The sequence below is a fragment of the Streptomyces sp. NPDC007157 genome (assembly GCF_040634235.1).
Lineage (GTDB): Bacteria > Actinomycetota > Actinomycetes > Streptomycetales > Streptomycetaceae > Streptomyces.
Genome location: NZ_JBEYFE010000037.1, coordinates 19,273 through 39,239, shown reverse-complemented (window position 1 = coordinate 39,239; position 19,967 = coordinate 19,273). Strand labels below are relative to the sequence as shown.

20 protein-coding genes and 1 riboswitch are annotated in these 19,967 nt (G+C 71.0%); of the genes, 16 read left to right on the top strand and 4 right to left on the bottom strand.

Annotated elements, in window-relative coordinates:
- Positions 1-81 precede the first annotated feature (81 nt).
- Entirely contained in the window at positions 82-768 is a 687-nt protein-coding gene (locus ABZ642_RS41675) for a DUF5995 family protein (protein ID WP_360495353.1), read from the bottom strand.
- Between the two features lie 303 nt (positions 769-1,071).
- Between ABZ642_RS41675 and ABZ642_RS41670 the strand changes: the two genes are divergently transcribed.
- Positions 1,072-1,854 carry an ALF repeat-containing protein gene (locus ABZ642_RS41670; protein ID WP_360495350.1) on the top strand — a complete coding sequence of 261 codons (783 nt, stop codon included), beginning with the start codon at positions 1,072-1,074 and terminating at the stop codon, positions 1,852-1,854.
- A 441-nt stretch (positions 1,855-2,295) separates the two neighbouring features.
- Here the strand turns inward: ABZ642_RS41670 and ABZ642_RS41665 are convergent, their stop codons facing one another.
- Positions 2,296-3,681: a solute carrier family 23 protein gene (locus ABZ642_RS41665; protein ID WP_360495347.1), complete on the bottom strand. Its 1,386-nt coding sequence runs from the start codon at positions 3,679-3,681 to the stop codon at positions 2,296-2,298.
- A gap of 385 nt (positions 3,682-4,066) precedes the next feature.
- Between ABZ642_RS41665 and ABZ642_RS41660 the strand changes: the two genes are divergently transcribed.
- Both ABZ642_RS41660 and ABZ642_RS41655 read left to right on the top strand, forming a co-directional pair.
- Positions 4,067-5,335, top strand: coding sequence for an alginate lyase family protein (locus tag ABZ642_RS41660; protein WP_360495344.1), 1,269 nt, complete (start codon positions 4,067-4,069; stop codon positions 5,333-5,335).
- Positions 5,336-5,422: 87 nt separating this feature from the next.
- Complete coding sequence (locus ABZ642_RS41655; RefSeq protein ID WP_360495341.1) at positions 5,423-5,881, top strand: hotdog domain-containing protein; 459 nt, start codon at positions 5,423-5,425, stop codon at positions 5,879-5,881.
- Here the strand turns inward: ABZ642_RS41655 and ABZ642_RS41650 are convergent.
- A complete protein-coding gene (locus ABZ642_RS41650; RefSeq protein WP_360495459.1) occupies positions 5,841-7,055 on the bottom strand; it encodes an MFS transporter in 1,215 nt (404 codons plus the stop codon). The genes ABZ642_RS41655 and ABZ642_RS41650 overlap by 41 nt on opposite strands.
- A gap of 133 nt (positions 7,056-7,188) precedes the next feature.
- Between ABZ642_RS41650 and ABZ642_RS41645 the strand changes: the two genes are divergently transcribed.
- The 13 genes from ABZ642_RS41645 to ABZ642_RS41585 all read left to right on the top strand — a co-directional run bounded on the left by ABZ642_RS41645 (position 7,189) and on the right by ABZ642_RS41585 (position 19,262).
- Positions 7,189-8,526 (top strand): ROK family transcriptional regulator, encoded by a 1,338-nt coding sequence (locus ABZ642_RS41645; RefSeq protein ID WP_360495338.1) that lies wholly within the window; start codon positions 7,189-7,191, stop codon positions 8,524-8,526.
- Positions 8,527-8,789: 263 nt separating this feature from the next.
- A riboswitch (FMN riboswitch) is annotated at positions 8,790-8,920 on the top strand.
- A 156-nt stretch (positions 8,921-9,076) separates the two neighbouring features.
- A complete protein-coding gene (locus ABZ642_RS41640) occupies positions 9,077-9,682 on the top strand; it encodes a riboflavin synthase (protein WP_360495335.1) in 606 nt (201 codons plus the stop codon).
- Positions 9,679-10,329 (top strand): nicotinamide riboside transporter PnuC, encoded by a 651-nt coding sequence (gene pnuC / locus ABZ642_RS41635; protein ID WP_360495332.1) that lies wholly within the window; start codon positions 9,679-9,681, stop codon positions 10,327-10,329. The genes ABZ642_RS41640 and pnuC overlap by 4 nt, the downstream gene beginning before the upstream one ends.
- Positions 10,326-11,615 (top strand): bifunctional 3,4-dihydroxy-2-butanone-4-phosphate synthase/GTP cyclohydrolase II, encoded by a 1,290-nt coding sequence (locus tag ABZ642_RS41630; RefSeq protein ID WP_360495329.1) that lies wholly within the window; start codon positions 10,326-10,328, stop codon positions 11,613-11,615. The genes pnuC and ABZ642_RS41630 overlap by 4 nt, the downstream gene beginning before the upstream one ends.
- Positions 11,616-11,637: 22 nt before the next feature.
- The gene (ribH, locus tag ABZ642_RS41625; RefSeq protein WP_360495323.1) at positions 11,638-12,123 is read left to right on the top strand and encodes a 6,7-dimethyl-8-ribityllumazine synthase; all 486 of its coding nucleotides are present in this window, start codon (positions 11,638-11,640) and stop codon (positions 12,121-12,123) included.
- Between the two features lie 34 nt (positions 12,124-12,157).
- Positions 12,158-12,430: a phosphoribosyl-ATP diphosphatase gene (locus ABZ642_RS41620; protein ID WP_030946750.1), complete on the top strand. Its 273-nt coding sequence runs from the start codon at positions 12,158-12,160 to the stop codon at positions 12,428-12,430.
- Between the two features lie 46 nt (positions 12,431-12,476).
- Positions 12,477-13,325, top strand: coding sequence for an ATP phosphoribosyltransferase (hisG, locus tag ABZ642_RS41615; protein ID WP_360495320.1), 849 nt, complete (start codon positions 12,477-12,479; stop codon positions 13,323-13,325).
- A gap of 14 nt (positions 13,326-13,339) precedes the next feature.
- Positions 13,340-13,795, top strand: coding sequence for a PH domain-containing protein (locus tag ABZ642_RS41610; protein WP_360495317.1), 456 nt, complete (start codon positions 13,340-13,342; stop codon positions 13,793-13,795).
- Positions 13,796-14,051: 256 nt separating this feature from the next.
- On the top strand, positions 14,052-15,380 hold the full coding sequence (locus ABZ642_RS41605) for a hemolysin family protein (RefSeq protein ID WP_360495314.1): 1,329 nt from the start codon (positions 14,052-14,054) through the stop codon (positions 15,378-15,380).
- Positions 15,377-16,462: a hemolysin family protein gene (locus tag ABZ642_RS41600; protein WP_360495311.1), complete on the top strand. Its 1,086-nt coding sequence runs from the start codon at positions 15,377-15,379 to the stop codon at positions 16,460-16,462. Before ABZ642_RS41605 ends, ABZ642_RS41600 begins: the two co-directional genes overlap by 4 nt.
- A 462-nt stretch (positions 16,463-16,924) precedes the next feature.
- The gene (locus ABZ642_RS41595; protein ID WP_360495308.1) at positions 16,925-17,749 is read left to right on the top strand and encodes an aldo/keto reductase; all 825 of its coding nucleotides are present in this window, start codon (positions 16,925-16,927) and stop codon (positions 17,747-17,749) included.
- Positions 17,750-17,832: 83 nt separating this feature from the next.
- Positions 17,833-18,852 carry an aldo/keto reductase gene (locus ABZ642_RS41590; RefSeq protein WP_360495305.1) on the top strand — a complete coding sequence of 340 codons (1,020 nt, stop codon included), beginning with the start codon at positions 17,833-17,835 and terminating at the stop codon, positions 18,850-18,852.
- Positions 18,849-19,262 carry an SRPBCC family protein gene (locus tag ABZ642_RS41585; RefSeq protein WP_360495302.1) on the top strand — a complete coding sequence of 138 codons (414 nt, stop codon included), beginning with the start codon at positions 18,849-18,851 and terminating at the stop codon, positions 19,260-19,262. Before ABZ642_RS41590 ends, ABZ642_RS41585 begins: the two co-directional genes overlap by 4 nt.
- A 92-nt stretch (positions 19,263-19,354) precedes the next feature.
- Here the strand turns inward: ABZ642_RS41585 and ABZ642_RS41580 are convergent, their stop codons facing one another.
- Complete coding sequence (locus ABZ642_RS41580) at positions 19,355-19,921, bottom strand: hypothetical protein (RefSeq protein ID WP_360495299.1); 567 nt, start codon at positions 19,919-19,921, stop codon at positions 19,355-19,357.
- Positions 19,922-19,967 lie beyond the last annotated feature (46 nt).

The following is a 19,967-nucleotide window of genomic DNA, read 5'->3' as shown; positions in this document are numbered from 1 at the left end:
TCGCAGTCGGGTGCGTGCCGTCGACGTAAGGCGATCACAGGGGGACTCCGAGGCGGCTCGCACATGGATCGGATCAGGCCATCAGCCGCGCAGCGGTGTGAGCAGCATCCGGCCCGCGAGCCCCACGGCCGCGTCCAGCCGCTCGGTGAACTCCTCGGCCAGGTCACCGAACCGGCGCAGCGCCCACAGCGCCCGCGCCGCCGACCAGGTCGCGTCCCGGGCCCGCTCCAGGCTCCAGGAACCGAGCAGATGGGTCAGCGGGTCGGCGATCTGGAGCAGGTCGGGACCCGGCATCAGATCCTCGCGGATGCGCTCCTCCAGCGAGACGAGGAGCTCGCCCACGCGGTCGAACTCGTCCTCCAGATCGGCCGGTTCGCAGCCGAGCGTACGGCAGCTGTCCACCACCGCCAGCGCCAGGTCGTGCCCGATGTGGGCGTTGATGCCCGCGAGCGCGAACTGCAGCGGCCGTACACCGGGATGCCGGCGCAGCTGGAACAGCGGCCGCCAGCAGGCCGGCGGACGGCGATCGCTGTCCGCCGCTTCCACGGCGTCCAGGTACCGCTCCGCGAACCGCACGTCCAGCGTCGCGGCGGCTCTCGGGTCCCCGAACCGGCCCGCGTCCAGCCGCCGTTCGACCTCCTCCGTGACGGAGAGGTAGACACGGTTGAAGACGGCGACCCCGTCCCGCCCGGGCAGGGCCGCGTCCAGCGCGCGCATCCGGGAGACGACGGTGCCGACCGGAGCGGTGAGGTGTTCCGACTGCGCCATGGGGGAAGGGTCCCAGCCCTGGGCTGCCGAGCGCGCCGACGGGCCCGGCGCGTCCCCGGAACGGGGGACGGACCCGTCGCACCGGAGGGGATCGCACCGTGTCTGGCTCACATGCCCGGCCCGGCGGCGACCGAGGAGTCGGGACCGGTAGCGCGCGCTGACGTCGGTGAAGTCCGAACCAACCGTCATGTGCGCGTAGTCGGGGACCGTCCGACGGCGCCGACGCAGAGAAACGTGTTGATCCGTGCACCGGGCATGTGGATGCTTCATACCGATCAACTCACCGTATACGGAGGCACATCCATGAGATCGACCCGCGCCGCGATGCTGGTCGCCGCAACCGTTCTGACGCCCGCTCTTCTCCTCAGTGCGCCGGCCTTCGCCGCGGACACGTCCACGCCGACCACGCCCGTCACCACCACGCCTGCCACGGCCTGCCCGGACGTTTCGTCCGGCACCGGGACCCCGGTGGACGAGCTGACGGACGATCAAGTCAGGGCCGAGATCCAGGACGTCCTCACGGACGACTACGCCGGGGCGGGCGTTCTGCGCGAGGCCAACGAGTCGCTGAGCGGTACGGCTCAGGACATGCGTGCCTTCCTGGAGACGGGATGCCGTCTCGCCCAGGCCGAGGACGACTCGGTCGCGGTCGCCCATGTCCTCGCTGTGGCCACCCAGAACGGTGACAAGCGGGTGATCAAGGCGGCCAACGCCGCCCTCGACGCCAACACCCCCGAAGTGCTGCGCGCCTTCCTGGAGACGGGGTACGCCCGGGCCCAGGTCGAGGACGACTCCGTGGCTGTGGCACACATCCTGTACGTGGCCACCCAGAACGGCGACAAGAGGGTGATCGCTGAGGCGAACGCCGCCCTCGACGCCGGTACCGCCGAAGCCCTGAGCTACTTCCGGTGGACCGGATACCGGCTCGCGCAGGCCGAGGACGACCGCGTGTACATCACCCACATGCTCACGGACCCGAACATCAGCGACGCCATGTACGACGCGATCCAGGCGGTCCTCGACGACGGCAGCCCGGAAGCCCTTCGCCACTTCCGCACCGTCGGCCAGTACGAGATCGACAGCTGAGCACAGCACAGCCGCGGAAGGCCAACCGACCGGGCCAGGCCCGCGCCCGCACGCGGCCCGGCCCGGCGACGCCGCGGACGGAAGGCCGGTGTCGTCCACGGGGCGGCAGGCGGACCGCACCCTGTTCCGGACGGTGCCGGCGAAGATCCGCGTGCCGCGGACCGGTCCGGGCCGGCCCCGCACGAAGAGCGGTACATGAAGCGCAACGCCGTCGAGCGAGCGTTCAACAGGCCGGAGCGGTACCGTGCCGTGGCCACCCGCCATGGCAAGCGCGGCTACGTCTTCCTCGGCACTGCGACCGGCGCGGCTCTGCCGATCCGGCTTCGTGGTCGAGCACCGGCCTCACCAAGTGACCGGCCGATACGCCAGGGCCTGATCGACTGCTGCATCAGCCGAAGGCTCCCCCTCCGGCGGCCAGAGGATCAAGCCGTGCACCTGTGATCACGAGCCGTCCGGCGCGCCTCGGTCGTACCCCGGATTGCCCGGTTCGAGGAGCGGAGGCTCGTACGTCATGTGGGCGGGAGCCAGGACGCGCAGGGCGTGGTAGCCGATGACGACGATCAGCGTTCCCAACGCGATGCCACTGAGCTGGAAGTCGGGCGTGAGTGTCAGGCTCACGTTGCCGATTCCGATGATGAGCCCCGCAGCCACCGGAACCAGGTGCAGGGGGTTGGAGAGGTCGACGCGGGAACGAACCCAGATCTGGGCGCCCAGCAGGCCGATCATGCCGTAGAGGATGACCGTGATTCCGCCGAGGACGCCGCCGGGAATGGCTGCCACGACGGCACCGAACTTGGGGCAGAGCCCGAACAGGATCGCGAAGGCGGCGGCGCACCAGTAGGCAGCGGTCGAGTAGACACGCGTGGCGGCCATGACACCGATGTTCTCGGCGTACGTGGTCGTGGCAGGGCCGCCCACCGACGTCGACAGCACAGTCGCTGCACCGTCGGCCATGATCGCCGTACCGAGCCTGTCGTCCAGTGGGTCACCGGTCATCTCACCGACCGCCTTGACATGTCCCGCGTTCTCGGCGACGAGGGCGATGACGACGGGCAGGGCGACCACAACTGCCGAGAGGGTGAAGCTCGGGGCATGGAATGCCGGAAGGCCGATCCAGTCCGCCTTGGGCACGCTCGAGAGGTCGAGACGCCAATGGTCGACCGACTTGGCACCGCCGACGGGGGAGTGGATCTTGCCGAACGCGCGGTCGAAGATCCATGAGATGACATATCCGAAGGCCAGCCCGAGGAAGATCGCGATACGGGACCAGAAGCCGCGCAGTACAACAAGGGCGAAACCCGTGAACAGCATGGTCAGAAGAGCGGTCCACTGATCCTGGGGCCAATAGGTGCCCGCGGTGACCGGAGCCAGGTTGAACCCGATCAGCATGACCACCGCGCCCGTGACCACTGGAGGCAGTACGGCGTGGATGATGCGGGCCCCGAGAGCGCGTACGACCGCCCCGCACAGGAAAAGGACCGCGCCGACGACCAGCAGCGCGCCGGTGAGAGTCGCCGAGTCACCCCCCTGTGCCTTGATGACGGCGGCCACACCGATGAACGACAGGCTGCTGCCCAGGTAGCTCGGAATATGGCCCCGGGTGATGAGCAGGAACACAATGGTGGCCACGCCGGAGGCCATCACGGCAAGGTTGGGATCGAGACCCATCAAGATGGGGGCGACGAAGCAGGCTCCGATCATGGAGACCACATGCTGCGCGCCGAGACCGACGGTGCGCCCCCAGGTGAGTCGCTCGTCCGGTCTCACGACCTCACCCGGTGCGAGGCTCTTGCCGTCGCCGTGCAGCTTCCAGCCGAAGCCCGCCATGGTCCTGCTCCTTGATGTGTTGCTGGGGTGGTGCCGAGACCCGCAGGCCGCACCGGGGCTCGACGACTAGCGGAACATGCAGTTCAGGCGCACGCCTACAGGACGGGCCGTGAGAGTGGGGATTCGACCTGCGGCGTCGCATTCTGCGGGGAAGCGCCGGTCTGCGCGCTCGTCATGGGTCCCAGGGCGCCACGAAGGAGAGCCGTTCGCCTTCTTCGAAGTGCTGTGAAGACGGCTTCGTACGTGAAGACGGTCCGAAGCATTGTCATGGCTACCTGGTGGTCCTACGCTCGCACGGTCCCACTCGTGAACCAAGTTCATGTATCTGATTAACGGCTGCTTCCTGTCTGCTTCCTGTCTGGTTCCTGTCTGATCGGAGTGCTCGATGAGTGGAAGATCCCGCGCGGCCGTCGTCCTGACGGCACTGGCGGCCATCGGGGCCGTCCTCGTCCCCTCCGCCCACGCGACCTCGAGGGCCCCGAAGGCCCCCGACACCGCCGTGCTCGACGGTGCTCGCCTCCAGCGGACCAAGGCTGATCTCGACCACGGCGACCCCCAACTCAGGCGTGCCGTCAAGGACTTGACGACCCGCGCCGACGCCTGGCTGGGCCAGGGCCCCTGGACGGTCGTCGACAAACCGAAGCCCGCGCCCGGCGGCGACGTCCACGACTACCTGAGCCAGGCCCCCTACTGGTGGCCCACCACCACACCCACCGCCGACAACCCCTGGGGCTGCCCCTACGTCCAGCGCGACGGCCAGCGCAATCCCGAGGTCGACACCGGTACCGACCGCCAGGACGTGGAGAAGGTCTTCGACTCGACCTACGACCTCTCCCTGGCCTGGTACTACACGGGCAAGCGGCAGTACGCGGAGAAGGCCGGACAGGTCCTGCGCACCTGGTTCCTCGACCCGGCGACCCGGATGAACCCGAACCTCGACCACGCCCAGTTCATCCCGTGCAAGTACGACGGCCGGGCCATCGGCGTCATCGACTTCTCCCAGTCGTACACGAGCGTGGTCGACGCCCTCGCGATCCTTGCCACCGGCGCACCCGGCTGGAGCGCCGAGGACCGTGCCGGGATGCGCGGTTGGAACACCGACTTCCGTGACTGGCTGAAGAACAGCGCCTTCGGCAAGGAGGAGGGCGCCGCCGCCAACAACCACGGCACCTTCTACGACATGCAGCTCGCCGCCCTCGCCTACGCGACCGGCGACAGGGCGCTGGCGAAGAAGACCGTGCTGGACGCCCGGGCCAGGCGGATCGACCCGCAGATCGCGGCCGACGGGAGTCAGCCGCAGGAGCTGGCCCGGACCAGGAGCTGGCACTACTCGACCTTCGACCTGGTCGCCTACACCCGGCTCGCGGCCATCGGCCGGCATGTCGGGGTGAACCTCTGGGCCTACCGGGGGCCGGACGGACAGAGCCTGTTCAAGGCCGTGGACTATCTGCTGCCCGCCGCGACCGGGGCCACCGCCTGGCCCTATCCCGAGCTGGAGTTCTACCGCTACGCGGCGTCCGACGTCGTCCACGCGGCGGCCGACGCCGGCGACAAGGCGGCCCAGCGGGCGGTACGGCAGCTGGAGGCCCCGCCCGGCGGCGACCTCTGGGCGCTGCGGCCGGCCGCCGAGCAGCTGGACTCGATCGCGGGCTGAGGCCGCCGGTGGGGCTCCTGAGCGCTCGCTTAGACTGGCGTCAGCTGAAGGTCAGCGAAATGTCAGCACAGCCCAGGAGCCCCACCAGTGACCGCCGAAGCCCCGACCGCCCCCGCCCTGTCCTACGGCCGGCTGATCCCCGTCACCGTCCACTTCGACGACCTGGACGCGCTCGGGCTGCTCCACAACGCCCGCTACCCGGTGATGGTCGAGCGGGCCTGGGCCGAGCTCTGGCAGGGACACGGCTTCGCCTTCGAGGGCGACTGGGCGGCGGCCGAGGACGCCTGCAACGCGGTCAGGGAACTCCGGATCGGCTACGAGGCGCCGGTCACCCGGCCGGGCACCTACGCCGTCCACCTCTGGCTGGAACGGCTCGGCAACACCGGCCTGACCTACGGCTTCCGGTTCTGCTCGGCGGACGGCGCGACCACCTACGCGCACGGCACCCGGGTACTGGTCCGGCTGGACGCGGCCACCCTGCGCCCCGCCCCCTGGAGCGAGCGCTTCAGGGCCGCGGGTCGGGAACTGCTGCGGCCGGCGGGCTGACCTCCGCCCGCACCCCGCGTTCCCCGGCCCGCAGCACGCCCGCGAACGCCACCAGGCCGCAGGTCAGCGCCGTGACCACACCGAACGACACCACCAGGCTGGTGGCCTGGGCCACCCCGCCGATCAGACTGGGTGCGATCAGCCCCGAGGTGTAGGTGATGGTCGCGACGCCCGCGATGGCCTGACTCGGGTTGGGCCCGGCGTGCCCGGCCGCCGCGAAGCACAGTGGTACGACGACGGCGATGCCGAGGCCCATCAGCGCGAACCCGGTCATGGCCACCGCCGGATGCCCGGCGAGGACGATCAGCAGTCCGCCGAGCGCGGCCAGCACACCTCCGGCGCGCACGGTACGCACCGTGCCGAAGCGGTTCACCACCGCGTCCCCGCTGATCCGGGCGATGGCCATGGTCAGCATGAACCCCGTGGTGGTGGCCGCCGCGAGCCCCGCCGAACTGTCCATCCGGTCCCGCAGGAACACCGCCGACCAGTCCAGGCTCGCCCCCTCCGCGAACACCGCGCAGAAGCCGACCGCGCCGATCAGCAGCGCCGACCGGGGCGGCAGCGCGAACCGCGGCGGCGGCTCCTCGTCCTCGGCGGGCTGTACGTCCAGCACCCAGCCGGCCGCCAGGACACCGAGCACGGTGAGCGTGGCGGCGGCCAGCGCGAAGTGCAGCCGGGCGTCCGAGCCGAGATGTGCGGCGAGGGTGCCCGCCGCCGAGCCGATCAGGGCGCCCGCGCTCCACATGCCGTGCAGACCCGACATGATCGACTTCTGGAGCAGCCGCTCCACCTCCACGCCGAGCGCGTTCATCGCGACGTCGGCCATGCCCGCGCTGGCGCCGTACGCGAACATCGCCAGGCAGAGCGTGTACAGGTTCGGTGCGAGGGATGGCAGGACCAGCGACAGCGTCCACATCGCGATCAGCCCGCGCAGCGCCGTGCGGCTGCCGAAGCGATGGCTGATCCGGCCCGCCAGCGGCATCGAGCAGGAGGCGCCGAACGCGGTGAAGGCGAGCGCGAAGCCGAGCTGGCCCGCGCTCAGCCCGGCATGGTCCTGGATCCAGGGCACCCGGGTCGCGAACGAGCCGGTGACGGCACCGTGCACGGTGAACACGGCCGCGACGGCGTACCGCGCCCGCCTCGCCTCGTGCTGCTCGTAGTCCGCGTCTCTCATGGCTTTCATGGTCCTGCCCCTCCCCGGGTGGGTGCCGCCCCGCTGTCGCGCCGTAAACTATCAGGGACCCTGCCTGATAGATAGGGAGTGAAGTGGCCGTCCTGGGCCGCGCCGATCTGGGAGGATGCCCGTCATGCCCGCATCACCGAGCACCGCCCGGGCCATCAACGACCGGCTCGCGCTGACCCTGCTCCAGCAGGAAGGCCCGCTGACGGCAGGGCAGTTGAAACAGCTGACCGGGCTGTCCCGGCCCACCGTCGCCGACCTCGTCGAACGGCTCACCGCCTCCGGCCTGATCGCGATGGTCGGCGAGTCCGGCGAACAGCGCCGGGGGCCGAACGCGCGGCTGTACGGCATCGTCGCCGACCGGGTCTGTCTGGCCGCCCTGGACGTGCGCACCGAGAGCGTCTCGGTGCTGGTGTCCGACCTGGTGGGGCGGGTGCTGGCCGAAGGGTCGGTGCCGGTCGGGCCGGAGGCGGGAAAGGCGGCCGCGGGGGAGGCGGCGGCCGTCGAACAGGCGGTGGAGCTGGTCGAGCGGGCGATCAAGGAGGCGGGGGCCGCCGGCGGCGGGCGGTTGCACACCGTCGGCATCGGGGCGCCGGGGCTCATCGATCCCGCGAGCGGCGAACTCCGCGACTCGGCGGGCCTGCCGGCCTGGCACCGCCGGCTGGTCGCCGCCCTCCAGGAGCGGTTCCCGCAGGCCCGGGTCAGCGTCGAGAACGAGACCAATCTGGCCGCCCTCGCCGAACAGCGGGAGGGCGTCGCCCGCGACCGCGACACCTTCGTGCTGCTCTGGCTGGGACACAGCTGCGGCGCCGCGGTCGTCCTGGACGGCAGCCTGCGCCGGGGCGCCTCCGGCGGCACGGGCGAGATCGGCTTCCTGCCGGTACCGGGCACCCGCGCACTGCCGTCGGCGACGGACTGCGCCGGCGGCTACCACTCCCTGGTGGGCGCGACCGCGATCACCGAACTGGCCGAGGAACACGGCCTGGACCCGGCCGGGTTGACGGGCCCCGAGCCCGCGGCCGCGCGGCTGGTCGGGGAGGCGGCGCGGCGCACGGACGCGGACGCTGAGATGACCCGAGGGCGCCGTGAAGTCGACAGCGGCTCGACAGCGTCCCGAAGGGGCGCGGGGAACTGCGCGACCAGCCACATCGGACCCGCGGACGACCGCCAACCCCACCCGGCAGACTCCGCCCGCTTCCTGGACGCCCTCGCCGACCGCATCACCGTGGGCGTGGCAGCCGTCGTAGCCGTCCTGGACCCCGGGTGCGTGGTCCTGGGCGGCGAGATCGGCGCGGCCGGCGGCGCGGTGCTCGCCGCCCGCGTCGAGGAACGGCTGCGCCGGATGTCCCCGCTGGCCACCGAGGTACGCGCGAGCGCCCTCGGCGGCGGGGCCGTGCTGCGCGGAGCGCTTCTGACGGCACGGGAGCGCGCGCAGGACGAACTGTTCGCGCCGCGGGACCGCTGACCCGACCGGCGCGGTGGGTGACCCGGCGACGGGCAAGGGCCGTCGTCACCGCCGCCGGGCTCGCTCGAACGATAAATGGACTAGACCAGTAGGGTCAATAGCTGCGGATCGAGTCAAGATGCCTGGTCCGAGGGCCCGTTGGGCGTCGCTCCCGCGTGTGACGTCCCGTCAGGGAAGTCCAGCGACACGGTCTGTGAGGCAGCCCACACGGTTCCCTTGCGTGGACCACTCCCGGGCGTGGCAGACTGGCGGTGTACCAGAAGCAGCGCACTCCGGGGTCGGTGAAAGTCCGAACCGGCGGTTATAGTCCGCGACCCGTCCGCTTCCAGCGGCCGGTTGACCAGGTGAAATTCCTGGACCGACGGTTAAAGTCCGGATGGGAGGCAGTGCGCGGCGGGCGAGCATGTACCTGTGCGCGCCGCCGTATCTGGTCTCGTCCGTCACGGACGGGACCTTGTCGGCGTCGCTCCCGGTGTGCTCTTCCGTCCTTTCTGTCGTTCGTCGACAGGCCCCGGAGTCCGTGCCCCGTTGAGGCAGGAGGACCCGGGAAGTGTTCACCGGAATCGTCGAAGAGCTGGGTGAGATCACCGCCGTCGAGAACCTCGGCGACGCCTCCCGTTTCCGGCTCCGTGGCCCCGTAGTGACCGAGGGCGCACAGCACGGCGACTCCATCGCCGTGAACGGGGTCTGTCTGACCGTCGTGGAGCACGAGGGCGACGAGTTCACCGCGGACGTCATGCAGGAGACCCTCAAGCGCTCCTCCCTCGGCGCGCTGGACGTCGGCTCCCGCGTCAACCTGGAGCGCCCCACCGCCGTCGGCTCCCGGCTCGGCGGCCACATCGTGCAGGGCCATGTCGACGGCACCGGTCAGGTGCTGGCGCGCACGCCCTCCGAGAACTGGGAGATCGTCAAGGTCTCGCTCCCGGCCGACCTCGCGCGGTACGTCGTCGAGAAGGGCTCCATCACCGTCGACGGCATCAGCCTCACCGTCGTCGAGGCCGGCCCCGACTACTTCACCGTCAGCCTCATCCCGACCACCCTCGACCTGACCACCCTCGGCCTGAAGCAGCCTGGCGACCCGGTCAACCTGGAGGTCGACGTCGTCGCCAAGTACGTGGAGCGGCTGCTCGCGAGCACGCGGGGAGCGGGCAGGTGAACTGGCTGAACTCCGAGGCCTTCGTCCTGTTCGGCCAGCACATCCTCTGGTCGGACATGATCGGCAACATCCTCGGCCTGGCGGCCCTCGCCCTCGGCTGGCGCCGCAACCTGTGGAGCTGGCCGGTCCAGTTCGCCTCCGGCCTCATCCTCTTCGGCGCCTTCTACGGCCACCTCACCGGCAGCGCCGGCAAGCAGGCCGTCGTCATGGTCGTGGCGCTGTACGGCTGGTGGCAGTGGAACCGCGACAGGGGTCGGGCCGAAGACGGCGGTGACGGTCATATCGTCCCCCGGTTCGCCACCTGGCGCGAACGCGGGGCGATGGTCGCCGCCGCGGCCGTCGGCACCGTCGCCGTCGCCGTGCTCTTCAAGGCCTACCCGTCCCTGTCCTGGGACCCCTGGCCGGACGCCTACATCTTCGTCGGCACCGTCGTCGCCATGTACGCCCAGGCCCGCGGCATGGTCGAGTTCTGGATCGCCTGGCTCCTGGTCGACCTGGTCGGCGTCCCCCTCAACTTCGCCAACGGCTACGCCTTCTCCGGCTTCGTCTACGTCATCTACGGCGCGCTCGTCCTGTGGGGCATGCGCGACTGGTGGCTGCGCTCCCGCCAGGGCTCGCGGCCCGCTCTGGAAGGGGCACCCGCATGACCGCGGCACCGATTCTCTACCGCACCGACGGCATCGAGGACCTCACCCTCGACCCGGTCGAGCAGGCCATCGCCGACATCGCGGCCGGCCGCCCGATCGTGGTCGTCGACGACGAGGACCGCGAGAACGAGGGCGACCTCGTCATCGCCGCCGAGAAGGCCACCCCCGAGATCATCGCCTTCATGATGAGCGAGTGCCGCGGCCTGATCTGTGCCCCCATGGAGGGCGCCGAACTCGACCGGCTCCAGCTGCCGCAGATGGTCGAGGACAACACCGAGTCCATGAAGACCGCGTTCACCGTCTCCGTGGACGCCTCCGCCACGCACGGCGTCACCACCGGCATCTCCGCCGCCGACCGCGCGACCACCCTGCAACTGCTGGCCGCCGGCGGCGCCGAGCCCTCGGACTTCGTCCGCCCCGGCCACGTCTTCCCGCTGCGCGCCCGGCCCGGCGGCGTCCTGACCCGCGACGGCCACACCGAGGCCGCCGTCGACCTGGCCCGGCTCGCGGGCCTGCGTCCGGCCGGAGCCATCGTCGAGATCGCCGGCGAGGACGGCCGTATGCTCCGCCTCCCCGAGCTGGTCCCGTTCGCCCGCAAGCACGGCCTGACGATCATCTCCATCGCCGACCTGATCACCTACCGCCGCTCCGCCGAGCCCACCGTCCGCCGCGAGGCCGAGGTCAACCTGCCCACCAAGCACGGGACCTTCACGGCGTACGGCTACCGCTCCACCACCGACGGCGTCGAGCATGTCGCCCTCGTCCACGGTGAGATCGGCGACGGCGAGGACGTCCTGGTCCGGGTCCACTCCGAGTGCCTCACCGGAGACGTCTTCGGCTCCGCCCGCTGCGACTGCGGCCCCCAGCTCGACGCCGCCCTGGACCGCATCCAGGACGAGGGGCGGGGTGTCGTCGTCTACCTGCGCGGACATGAGGGCCGCGGCATCGGCCTGCTGTCCAAGCTGCGCGCCTACGAACTCCAGGAGCGCGGCCGTGACACCCTCGACGCCAACCTCGAACTCGGCCTGCCCGCAGACGCCCGCGACTACGGCGCCGGCGCCCAGATCCTGGCCGACCTCGGCGTACGCGGCGTGCGCCTGATGACCAACAACCCCGACAAGAGCGACGCGCTGCTCAGCCATGGCCTCAAGGTCACCGGCCGGGAGCCGATGCCCGTACAGGCGGGCGAGCACAACCTCCGCTACCTGCGCACCAAGCGGGACCGGATGGGCCACGACCTGCCCTGGCTGGACACCCCTGCCGTGTCCGGCTGCGGCAACCAGTAAAGAAACAGCACTGAGGAGAGACGTGAGCGGCAAGGGTGCACCGGAGTTGTCCGTACGCAATGTCAGCGACCTGCGGGTCGCCGTCATCGCGGCCCAGTGGCACGTGAAGGTGATGGACGGTCTGGTGGACGGCGCCCTGCGCGCCCTGCGCGACCTGGGGATCGACGAGCCGACCCTGCTGCGGGTCCCCGGCAGCTGGGAGCTCCCGGTCGCCGCCAAGGTCCTCGCGGGCCGCGGCTACGACGCGGTGGTCGCCCTCGGTGTCGTCATCCGCGGCGGCACCCCCCACTTCGAGTACGTGTGCCAGGGCGTCACCCAGGGCCTCACCCAGGTCTCCGTCGAGACCGGTGTCCCGGTCGGCTTCGGCCTGCTCACCTGCGACAACGAGGAGCAGGCCCTGGACCGGGCCGGCCTGGAGGGCTCCAACGAGGACAAGGGCCACGAGGCGGTGACGGCGGCGGTCGCGACGGCGGCCACCCTCCGCTCAGTATCTGAACCCTGGCACTGAGCGACGCGGCGTTTGGCGTAGTCTGGCGCTCACCATGTCCAACAAGACTTTCGAGGAGCTCTTCACCGAGCTCCAGCACAAGGCCGCCCACGGCGACCCCGCCACCTCCCGCACCGCCGAGCTGGTCGGGAAGGGGGTCCATGCCATCGGCAAGAAGGTCGTCGAAGAGGCCGCCGAGGTCTGGATGGCCGCCGAGTACGAGGGCAAGGAAGCAGCCGCCGAGGAGATCTCGCAGCTGCTCTACCACGTCCAGGTGATGATGGTCGCCCGCGGCATCTCGCTGGACGACGTCTACGCCCACCTGTAGAACCTTCCCGACAAACCCCCCTTTTCGAGCAAAGGAAGCCGACCTCATGCTGCGCATCGCCGTCCCCAACAAGGGTTCCCTCTCAGGCCCTGCGGCGGACATGCTGCATGAGGCCGGCTACCGGCAGCGCAGGGAGTCCAAGGAACTCCGCATCGTCGACCCGGTCAACGACGTCGAGTTCTTCTACCTGCGCCCCCGGGACATCGCGATCTACGTCTCCTCCGGCCGTCTCGACATCGGCATCACCGGCCGTGACCTGCTCATCGACTCCGGCGCCCACGCCGAGGAGATCCTGCCGCTCGGCTTCGCCCGCTCCACCTTCCGCTTCGCCTCCAAGCCGGGCGCGGCCGACGGTCTGACGGACCTGAAGGGCAAGACGGTCGCCACCTCCTACGAGGGCATCGTCGCCAAGCACCTCGCCGACAGCGGTGTCGACGCCTCCGTCGTCCACCTGGACGGCGCCGTCGAGACCGCCATCGAACTGGGTGTCGCCGAGGTCATCGCCGACGTCGTCGAGACCGGCACCTCGCTGCGCAACGCGGGCCTGGAGGTCTTCGGCGAGCCGATCATGACCTCCGAGGCGATCGTCATCCGCCGGGCCGGCGCCGACATCGAGGAACCCAAGGTCCAGCAGTTCCTGCGCCGCCTCCAGGGCGTCCTGGTCGCGCGGACGTACGTGATGATGGACTACGACTGCCGGGTGGAGCAGCTGGAGAAGGCCGTGGCCCTCACCCCGGGCCTGGAGTCCCCGACCGTCTCCCCGCTGCACAACGAGGGCTGGGTCGCCGTCCGCGCCATGGTCCCCACCAAGGACGCCCAGCGGATCATGGACGACCTGTACGACATCGGCGCCCGCGCCATTCTGACCACGGCCATCCACGCCTGCCGCCTCTGAAACGCCCGCGAGAGATGTCCGAGCTTCCTTCCCTTCCCGTCACCTTCCGGCCGGGCCACACCCGCGTGATCCTGCTCACCGCGGGTGCCGCCATGTTCGCCACCATCTCCGGGGTCGCGCTGCTCCTCGAACAGCTCGGCCCGGGGGAGCAGCTCAGCTTCGTCCTCACCGGCGCGCTGATCTTCTGGGCGCTGGCCCGGCTGGCCCGGGTGAAGGTGGTCGCCGACGAGGCCGGGGTCACCGTGGTCAACATCGCCGGCAAGCGGCGTCTGGAGTGGGCGGAGATCGTCCAGGTGAACCTCCGCCCGGGTGACCCGTGGGTGTTCCTGAACCTCAGCGACGGCACCAGCCTGCCCGCGCTCGGCATCCAGCCGGGCGTCGCCAAGCGGCGCGCCATCGCCGACGCCAAGGCCCTGCGGGCCCTCGCCGAGGCCCACGCGAGCCACGACCCCGAGCAGCACCAGGGCTGAAATCACGCAACTTCGGGGCCACCTCGGGGTCGTCCACTCTGCCGTAGTGGGCCCTGTCTTGATTAATCTGTTGGCGGAGGCTTTTCACGTCCCGCCTCCACCCCTGTCGCGCGCCCGGCGCACAGGGGTTCCTGCTACCCGAGGAGTGACCCTCTCCGGCGATGGACGGATCGTCCTGTAGTACCTGCGCCGCCCCCTCCCGACATACCGCGGACCTCCGATTCGAGGTCCGCGACGAATCGGAGGCGGTGGCATCATGACCACCCCCCTGCTGCTCCTGGCAGCCGCGTTCCTGCTCATCCTCGCCAACGGCTTCTTCGTGGCCGCCGAGTTCGGCCTGGTGACCGTGGAGCGACCCGAGGCCGAGAAGGCCGCCGCCGACGGCGACAAGCGCGCCGGTACGGTCGTCGAGTCGCTGAAGGAACTGTCCTTCCAGCTCTCCGGCACCCAGCTCGGCATCACCATCACCTCCCTGGTCGTCGGCATGCTCGCCGAACCGGCACTGGCCGAGCTGCTGCGCGGCCCGTTCACCGCGATCGGCCTCCCCGAGGGCGTCGTCTCCGGTGTCTCGGTCGTCGTCGGCATGCTGCTGGCCTCGGCGATCCAGATGGTGATCGGCGAACTCGTGCCCAAGAACTGGGCGGTCTCCAAGCCGCTCCAGGTCGCGCGCTTCGTCGCCGGCCCGCAGGCCCGCTTCTCGCGTCTGTTCCGCCCGGTCATCGCCGCGCTGAACACGGTCGCCAACCGGCTCGTCCGCGCCCTCGGCGTCGAACCCGCCGAAGAACTGGCCTCCGCCCGCACCCCGGGCGAGCTGGTCTCGCTGGCCCGGCACTCCGCGCAGGCCGGCGCGCTGGAGCAGGACACGGCCGACCTGTTCGTCCGCACCCTGTCCCTGGGCGAGCTGACCGCGCAGCACGTCATGACCCCCCGAGTGAAGGTCAGCGCGCTCCAGGACTCGGCGACCGCCGAGGACGTGGTCAACCTCACCCGGGCCACCGGCCTGTCCCGCTTCCCGGTCTACCGGGAGAAGATCGACGAGATCGTCGGCATGGCCCACCTCAAGGACGCCCTGGCGGTCTCGGTCCACGACCGGCTGCGCACTCCCGTCGGCCGCATCGCCCGCAAGGCGCTGCTCGTCCCCGAGACCCTCCCGGTCCAGCCGCTGCTGGCCCGGCTCCGTTCCGAGCAGCCCATCGCGGTCGTCGTCGACGAGTACGGCGGTACGGCCGGGGTGGTCACCCTGGAGGACATCGTCGAGGAACTCGTCGGCGAGGTCCGCGACGAGCACGACAGCCCGGACGCGCCGGAACTCGCGGCCGCCCCGCCGCAGGACGGCAAGCCCGCCTGGGACGTCGACGGCAGTGTCCGCGTCGACATCCTCCAGCGGATAGGCCTCGACGTGCCCGAGGGCCCGTACGAGACGGTCGCCGGCCTGGTCGCCGACCTGCTCGGCCGGATCCCGGCGCCCGGCGACCGGGCCGAGCTGCCCGGCTGGCGGCTGTCGGTCCGCCGGGTCGGCCACTACCGCGCCGAGCGGGTCCGCCTGGTCCGCACCGCCCCCGCCGTCGCGGAGGCCGTCCGATGAGCGTCCTCCAACTGGTCTTCGCCGCCCTGCTGGTGCTCACCAACGGCTTCTTCGTGGGCGCGGAGTTCGCCCTGGTCTCGGTCCGCCGCAGCCAGATCGAACCGCTGGGCACGGCCAGGGCGCGCCAGGTCCTCTACGGCCTGGAACGTCTCCCGCAGATGATGGCCGCGGCCCAGTTCGGCATCACCGTCTGCTCGCTGACGCTGGGCGCGGTGGCCGAGCCGACCGTGGCGCACCTGCTGGAGCCGGTGTTCGAGGCCGTGCACCTGCCCGAGGACGTGATCCATCCGCTGGGCTATGTGATCGCGCTGGCCGGAGTCGTCTTCTGCCACCTCGTCATCGGCGAGATGGTGCCGAAGAACCTGGCGATGGCGGCGCCCGAGAAGGTGGCGCTGTGGCTGAGTCCCGGCCTGGTGGCGTTCGCCCGGGTGTGCCGGCCGATCACGGTCGCCCTGGGTGCCTGTGCCCAGGGCATCCTGAAGCTGTTCCGGGTGGAGCCGAAGGACGAGGTCGAGGCCGTCGTCACCAGCGAGCAGCTCAACCGGCTCCTTGAGGACTCCGGCCAGGCGGGCCTTCTCGGCCCCGAGGAGCGGGAGCGGCTGGAGGACGCGCTGGAACTGGGCTCCCGCCCGGTGACGGACGTACTCCTGCGCCGCGAGTCCCTGATCACGGTCCCTCCGTCGGTCACCCCGGGCCAGATCGTCGAGCTCACCGCCCGTACCGGCTACTCCCGATTCCCGGTCTCCGCCGTGTCCGGTGCGTTCATGGGCTACGTGCATGTGAAGGACGTACTCGACCTGGAGGACTCGGACCGGGCGGTGCCGCAGCAGCTGTGGCGCCCGATGACGACCCTGCGGGCCGAGCTGCCCCTCGACGACGCGCTCACGGTGATGCGCCGCGCGGCGACGCACCTCGCGCAGGTGGCCGACGGCCACGGCAGGGTCCTGGGGCTGGCGGCACTGGAGGACGTGCTGGAACTGCTGGTGGGCGAGGTGACGGACCCGGCACACCGGGAGGAACGGCCGACCAGGACGCCCGAGCCCCGGGCCAGCGGCGAGCCGGAGGAAGTGTCGGTGGGCTGAGCATCACGGGGAGCCGCGTACCGGCGACGGCCGGTCACGCGGCTCCCCGCGCCCCATTGGGGGCACTGCGCCTCGACGTCGCCGGAGGTCCCGACGTCAGGCCGTCCGTGAAGGCTGCCGTCAGGACGTGCGCGAGCCCGACCGGACGATCACCCGCCCGCTCCGTGAGTGCGCACGCCGATATGCCGCGTTTGCAATTAACCGGCGTCTGCAATTATCGTGGTCCTGTCTTCGGCACCACCGAATTCGTCATCGAAGGCCCGCCGGCCGACGTCACCGCAGACTTCGGCACCTCGCGCCGCCGCGCAGATCCACGCTCGAGCGACGGGCGGACGCCCGCCGCCGCGCACCACCGGCCGCGCGCCGACGACGAACAACACGGACCATCGACTACATACCCACGGACGATCACCCCCGGCGCCTCCGGCGACCAGTGTGATCGACAACGACAGGGAGAACATCGTGACCTCCACCCCCGCCGTCACCCTCAACAACGGCGTCACCATGCCGCAGCTCGGCTTCGGTGTCTTCCAGGTCCCCGACGAGGAGACCACCGCCGCCGTCGCCGGCGCCCTGCGGGCCGGCTACCGCAGCATCGACACCGCCGCGATCTACGGCAACGAGCGCGGCGTGGGCCAGGCGCTCGCCGACTCCGGCATCGCCCGCGACGAGCTGTTCGTCACCACGAAGCTGTGGAACGCCGACCAGGGCTACGACACCACGCTCGCCGCCTTCGACGCCTCCCTGGACAAGCTCGGCCTGGACCACGTCGACCTGTACCTCATCCACTGGCCGACCCCGGCCCGTGACCTGTACCTCGACACGTGGCGTGCGCTGGAGAAGCTGTACGCCGACGGGCGCACCCGCGCCATCGGTGTCTCCAACTTCCAGCCCGCACACCTGGAGCGCCTGCTCGCAGCCGCCTCCGTCGTCCCGGCCGTCAACCAGATCGAGCTCCACCCGGGCCTCCAGCAGGCCGAACTGCGCGCCTTCCACGCCCGGCACGGCATCGCCACCGAGGCATGGAGCCCGCTCGCCCAGGGCGCCGTCCTCAAGGACGACGCGGTCACCACGATCGCCGCCGCGCACGGCAAGAGCCCGGCCCAGGTCGTGCTGCGCTGGCACCTGCAGATCGGCAACGTGGTCATCCCCAAGTCGGTCACCGAGACCCGTATCCGCGAGAACTTCGACGTCTTCGACTTCGAGCTCGGCCCGCAGGAGATCGACGCGATCACCGCGCTCGACCGCGGCATGCGCACGGGCCCGGACCCCGACACCCTCAACTAGCCGGCCACCCGGGCCGACGCCCCACCACCGACGACGCCCCCGCTTCGTACCCCCCACGCAGTAACGCAGATTGAGGCACCACCATGAGCATTCGCTCCCTCCTGCCGGGCCGTATCGGCTTCGGCACCGCACCTCTCGGCAACATGTTCCGCGCCATTCCCGACGACGAGGCCGCCGCCACCGTGCAGGCCGCCTGGGACCAGGGCATCCGCTACTTCGACACCGCGCCCCTGTACGGTGCGGGGCTGGCGGAGATCCGGCTCGGCGACGTCCTCGCCGACAAGCCGCGCGACGAGTACGTCCTGTCCACCAAGGTCGGCCGGGTCATCCTCGACGAGGTGGAGGACCCCGCGAGCCGTGAACTCGGCGAGAAGGGCGCTCTGTTCGAGCACGGCCGCCCCAACAAGATGGTCAACGACTACAGCGCCGACGCGACGCTGCGCTCCGTCGAGGACAGCCTGAAGCGCCTCAGGACGGACCGCCTCGACATCGTCTGGGTGCACGACGTCGCCCAGGACTTCTACGGCGACGACTGGGTCGGCGTGTACGAGAGCGCCCGCACCGGTGCGTTCCGTGCCCTGACCCGGCTGCGCGACGAGGGCGTCATCAAGGCCTGGGGCCTCGGCGTCAACAAGGTCGAGCCGCTGGAGATGACGCTGGACCTGGACGAGCCGCACCCCGACGCGTTCTTGCTGGCCGGCCGCTACACGCTGCTCGACCACTCGCGCGCCCTCCAGCGCCTGCTGCCCGCCGCGGCCGAGCAGGACGTCGACATCGTCGTCGGCGGCCCCTACAGCTCCGGCATCCTCGCCGGCGGCAGCCACTTCGAGTACGCCGAGGCGCCCGCGCACATCGTCGACAAGGTCGGCCGGATCAAGGCGCTCGCGCAGCAGCACGGCATCGGCATCAAGTCCGCCGCGCTCCAGTTCGTGCTGGCCCACCCGGCCGTCGCCGCGGCCATTCCCGGCGCGACCCGGCCCAGCCGTATCGCCGAGGACCTCGCCGCGCTCGTCGAGCCCGTCCCGTACGGCTTCTGGAAGGCCCTGCGCGAGCAGAAGATCATCGCGCACGACGCGCCGGTCCCCCTGACGGACGCCTCGTGACCGCCGCCCGCGCCACCCTCGACGTGCGGCAGTCCGCCGACCGGGTCTGGCAGCTCATCGGCGGCTTCGACGCCCTGCCCGACTGGCTGCCGTACATCACGCGGAGCCGGCCGAGCCAGGGCGGCCGGCTGCGCACGCTGACGAACGCCGAGGGCGGCGTCATCGTCGAACGCCTCCAAGCCTTCGACGAGACAGCCCGCAGTTACACCTACTCGATCGAGCAGGCCCCCTTCCCCGTCACGGGTTACCGTTCCACGCTGCAGGTCATCGACCGCGGCGGCGACGGATGCCGGGTGGAGTGGTCGGGCACGTTCACCCCGGACGGTGTCACCGACGCCGAGGCGACCGCGCTCTTCGAGGGCATCTACCGGGACGGCCTGGCCGCCCTGGCGGAGACGCTCGCCGCCTGACCGGGGCGGGCGACGGCCGCCGGGATCGCCGGTGTCCCGGCGATCCCGGCCCTCTCGGGCCGGAATGCCCCGGCCGCGGCCGGGGGGGAGGCTCACACCGGCGTGGCCGTCTCACCCGGAGGCCGGCGGAGCAGGTGCAGACAGACGACCGAGGCGACGACGGTGCGCCGATCGGAGGCGTCCAGGCGGGGGTCCAGTTCGACCACGTACTGCTGCAACCCGATCCACGAGTCGATGGTGCTCGCCGTGACCCGGCCGAGGATCTCCGGCGCCGGACCTCCTTCCGGTTCGGTCTCCGTGAGCTGCCATTCGGCGTACAGGAGACCAGGCCGCGTAAGGAAGAGCCGGCGTCCCCGCTCCGTCCGGAGGCTCAGCCGGCGGCCCTTGACGAGTCCACGGGCATCGACGGTGCCGACCTCCCGGTCCGCGGCATCGAAGAAGCAGAACCGCACCGGTCCGAACTGCTCGATACGGACGATGAACTCGCCGGACGTCTCGGTGAGGACGGAGTGCGCGTCGTCGGTGTACGTGACCTGGCCGAGCGGGGTCCCCGTCGCCGTGGACAGGACCAGCCCGGGCCCCGTGTATCTGCGCCACCATGACCGCTTCGGCTGCCCCACCACGACGGTTTCCAGCTCGAACAGACCGGGCTCCGGCATCGGTCCTTCTTCCCCCACCACGGCATCCCCCTCGACCGAGTACGTC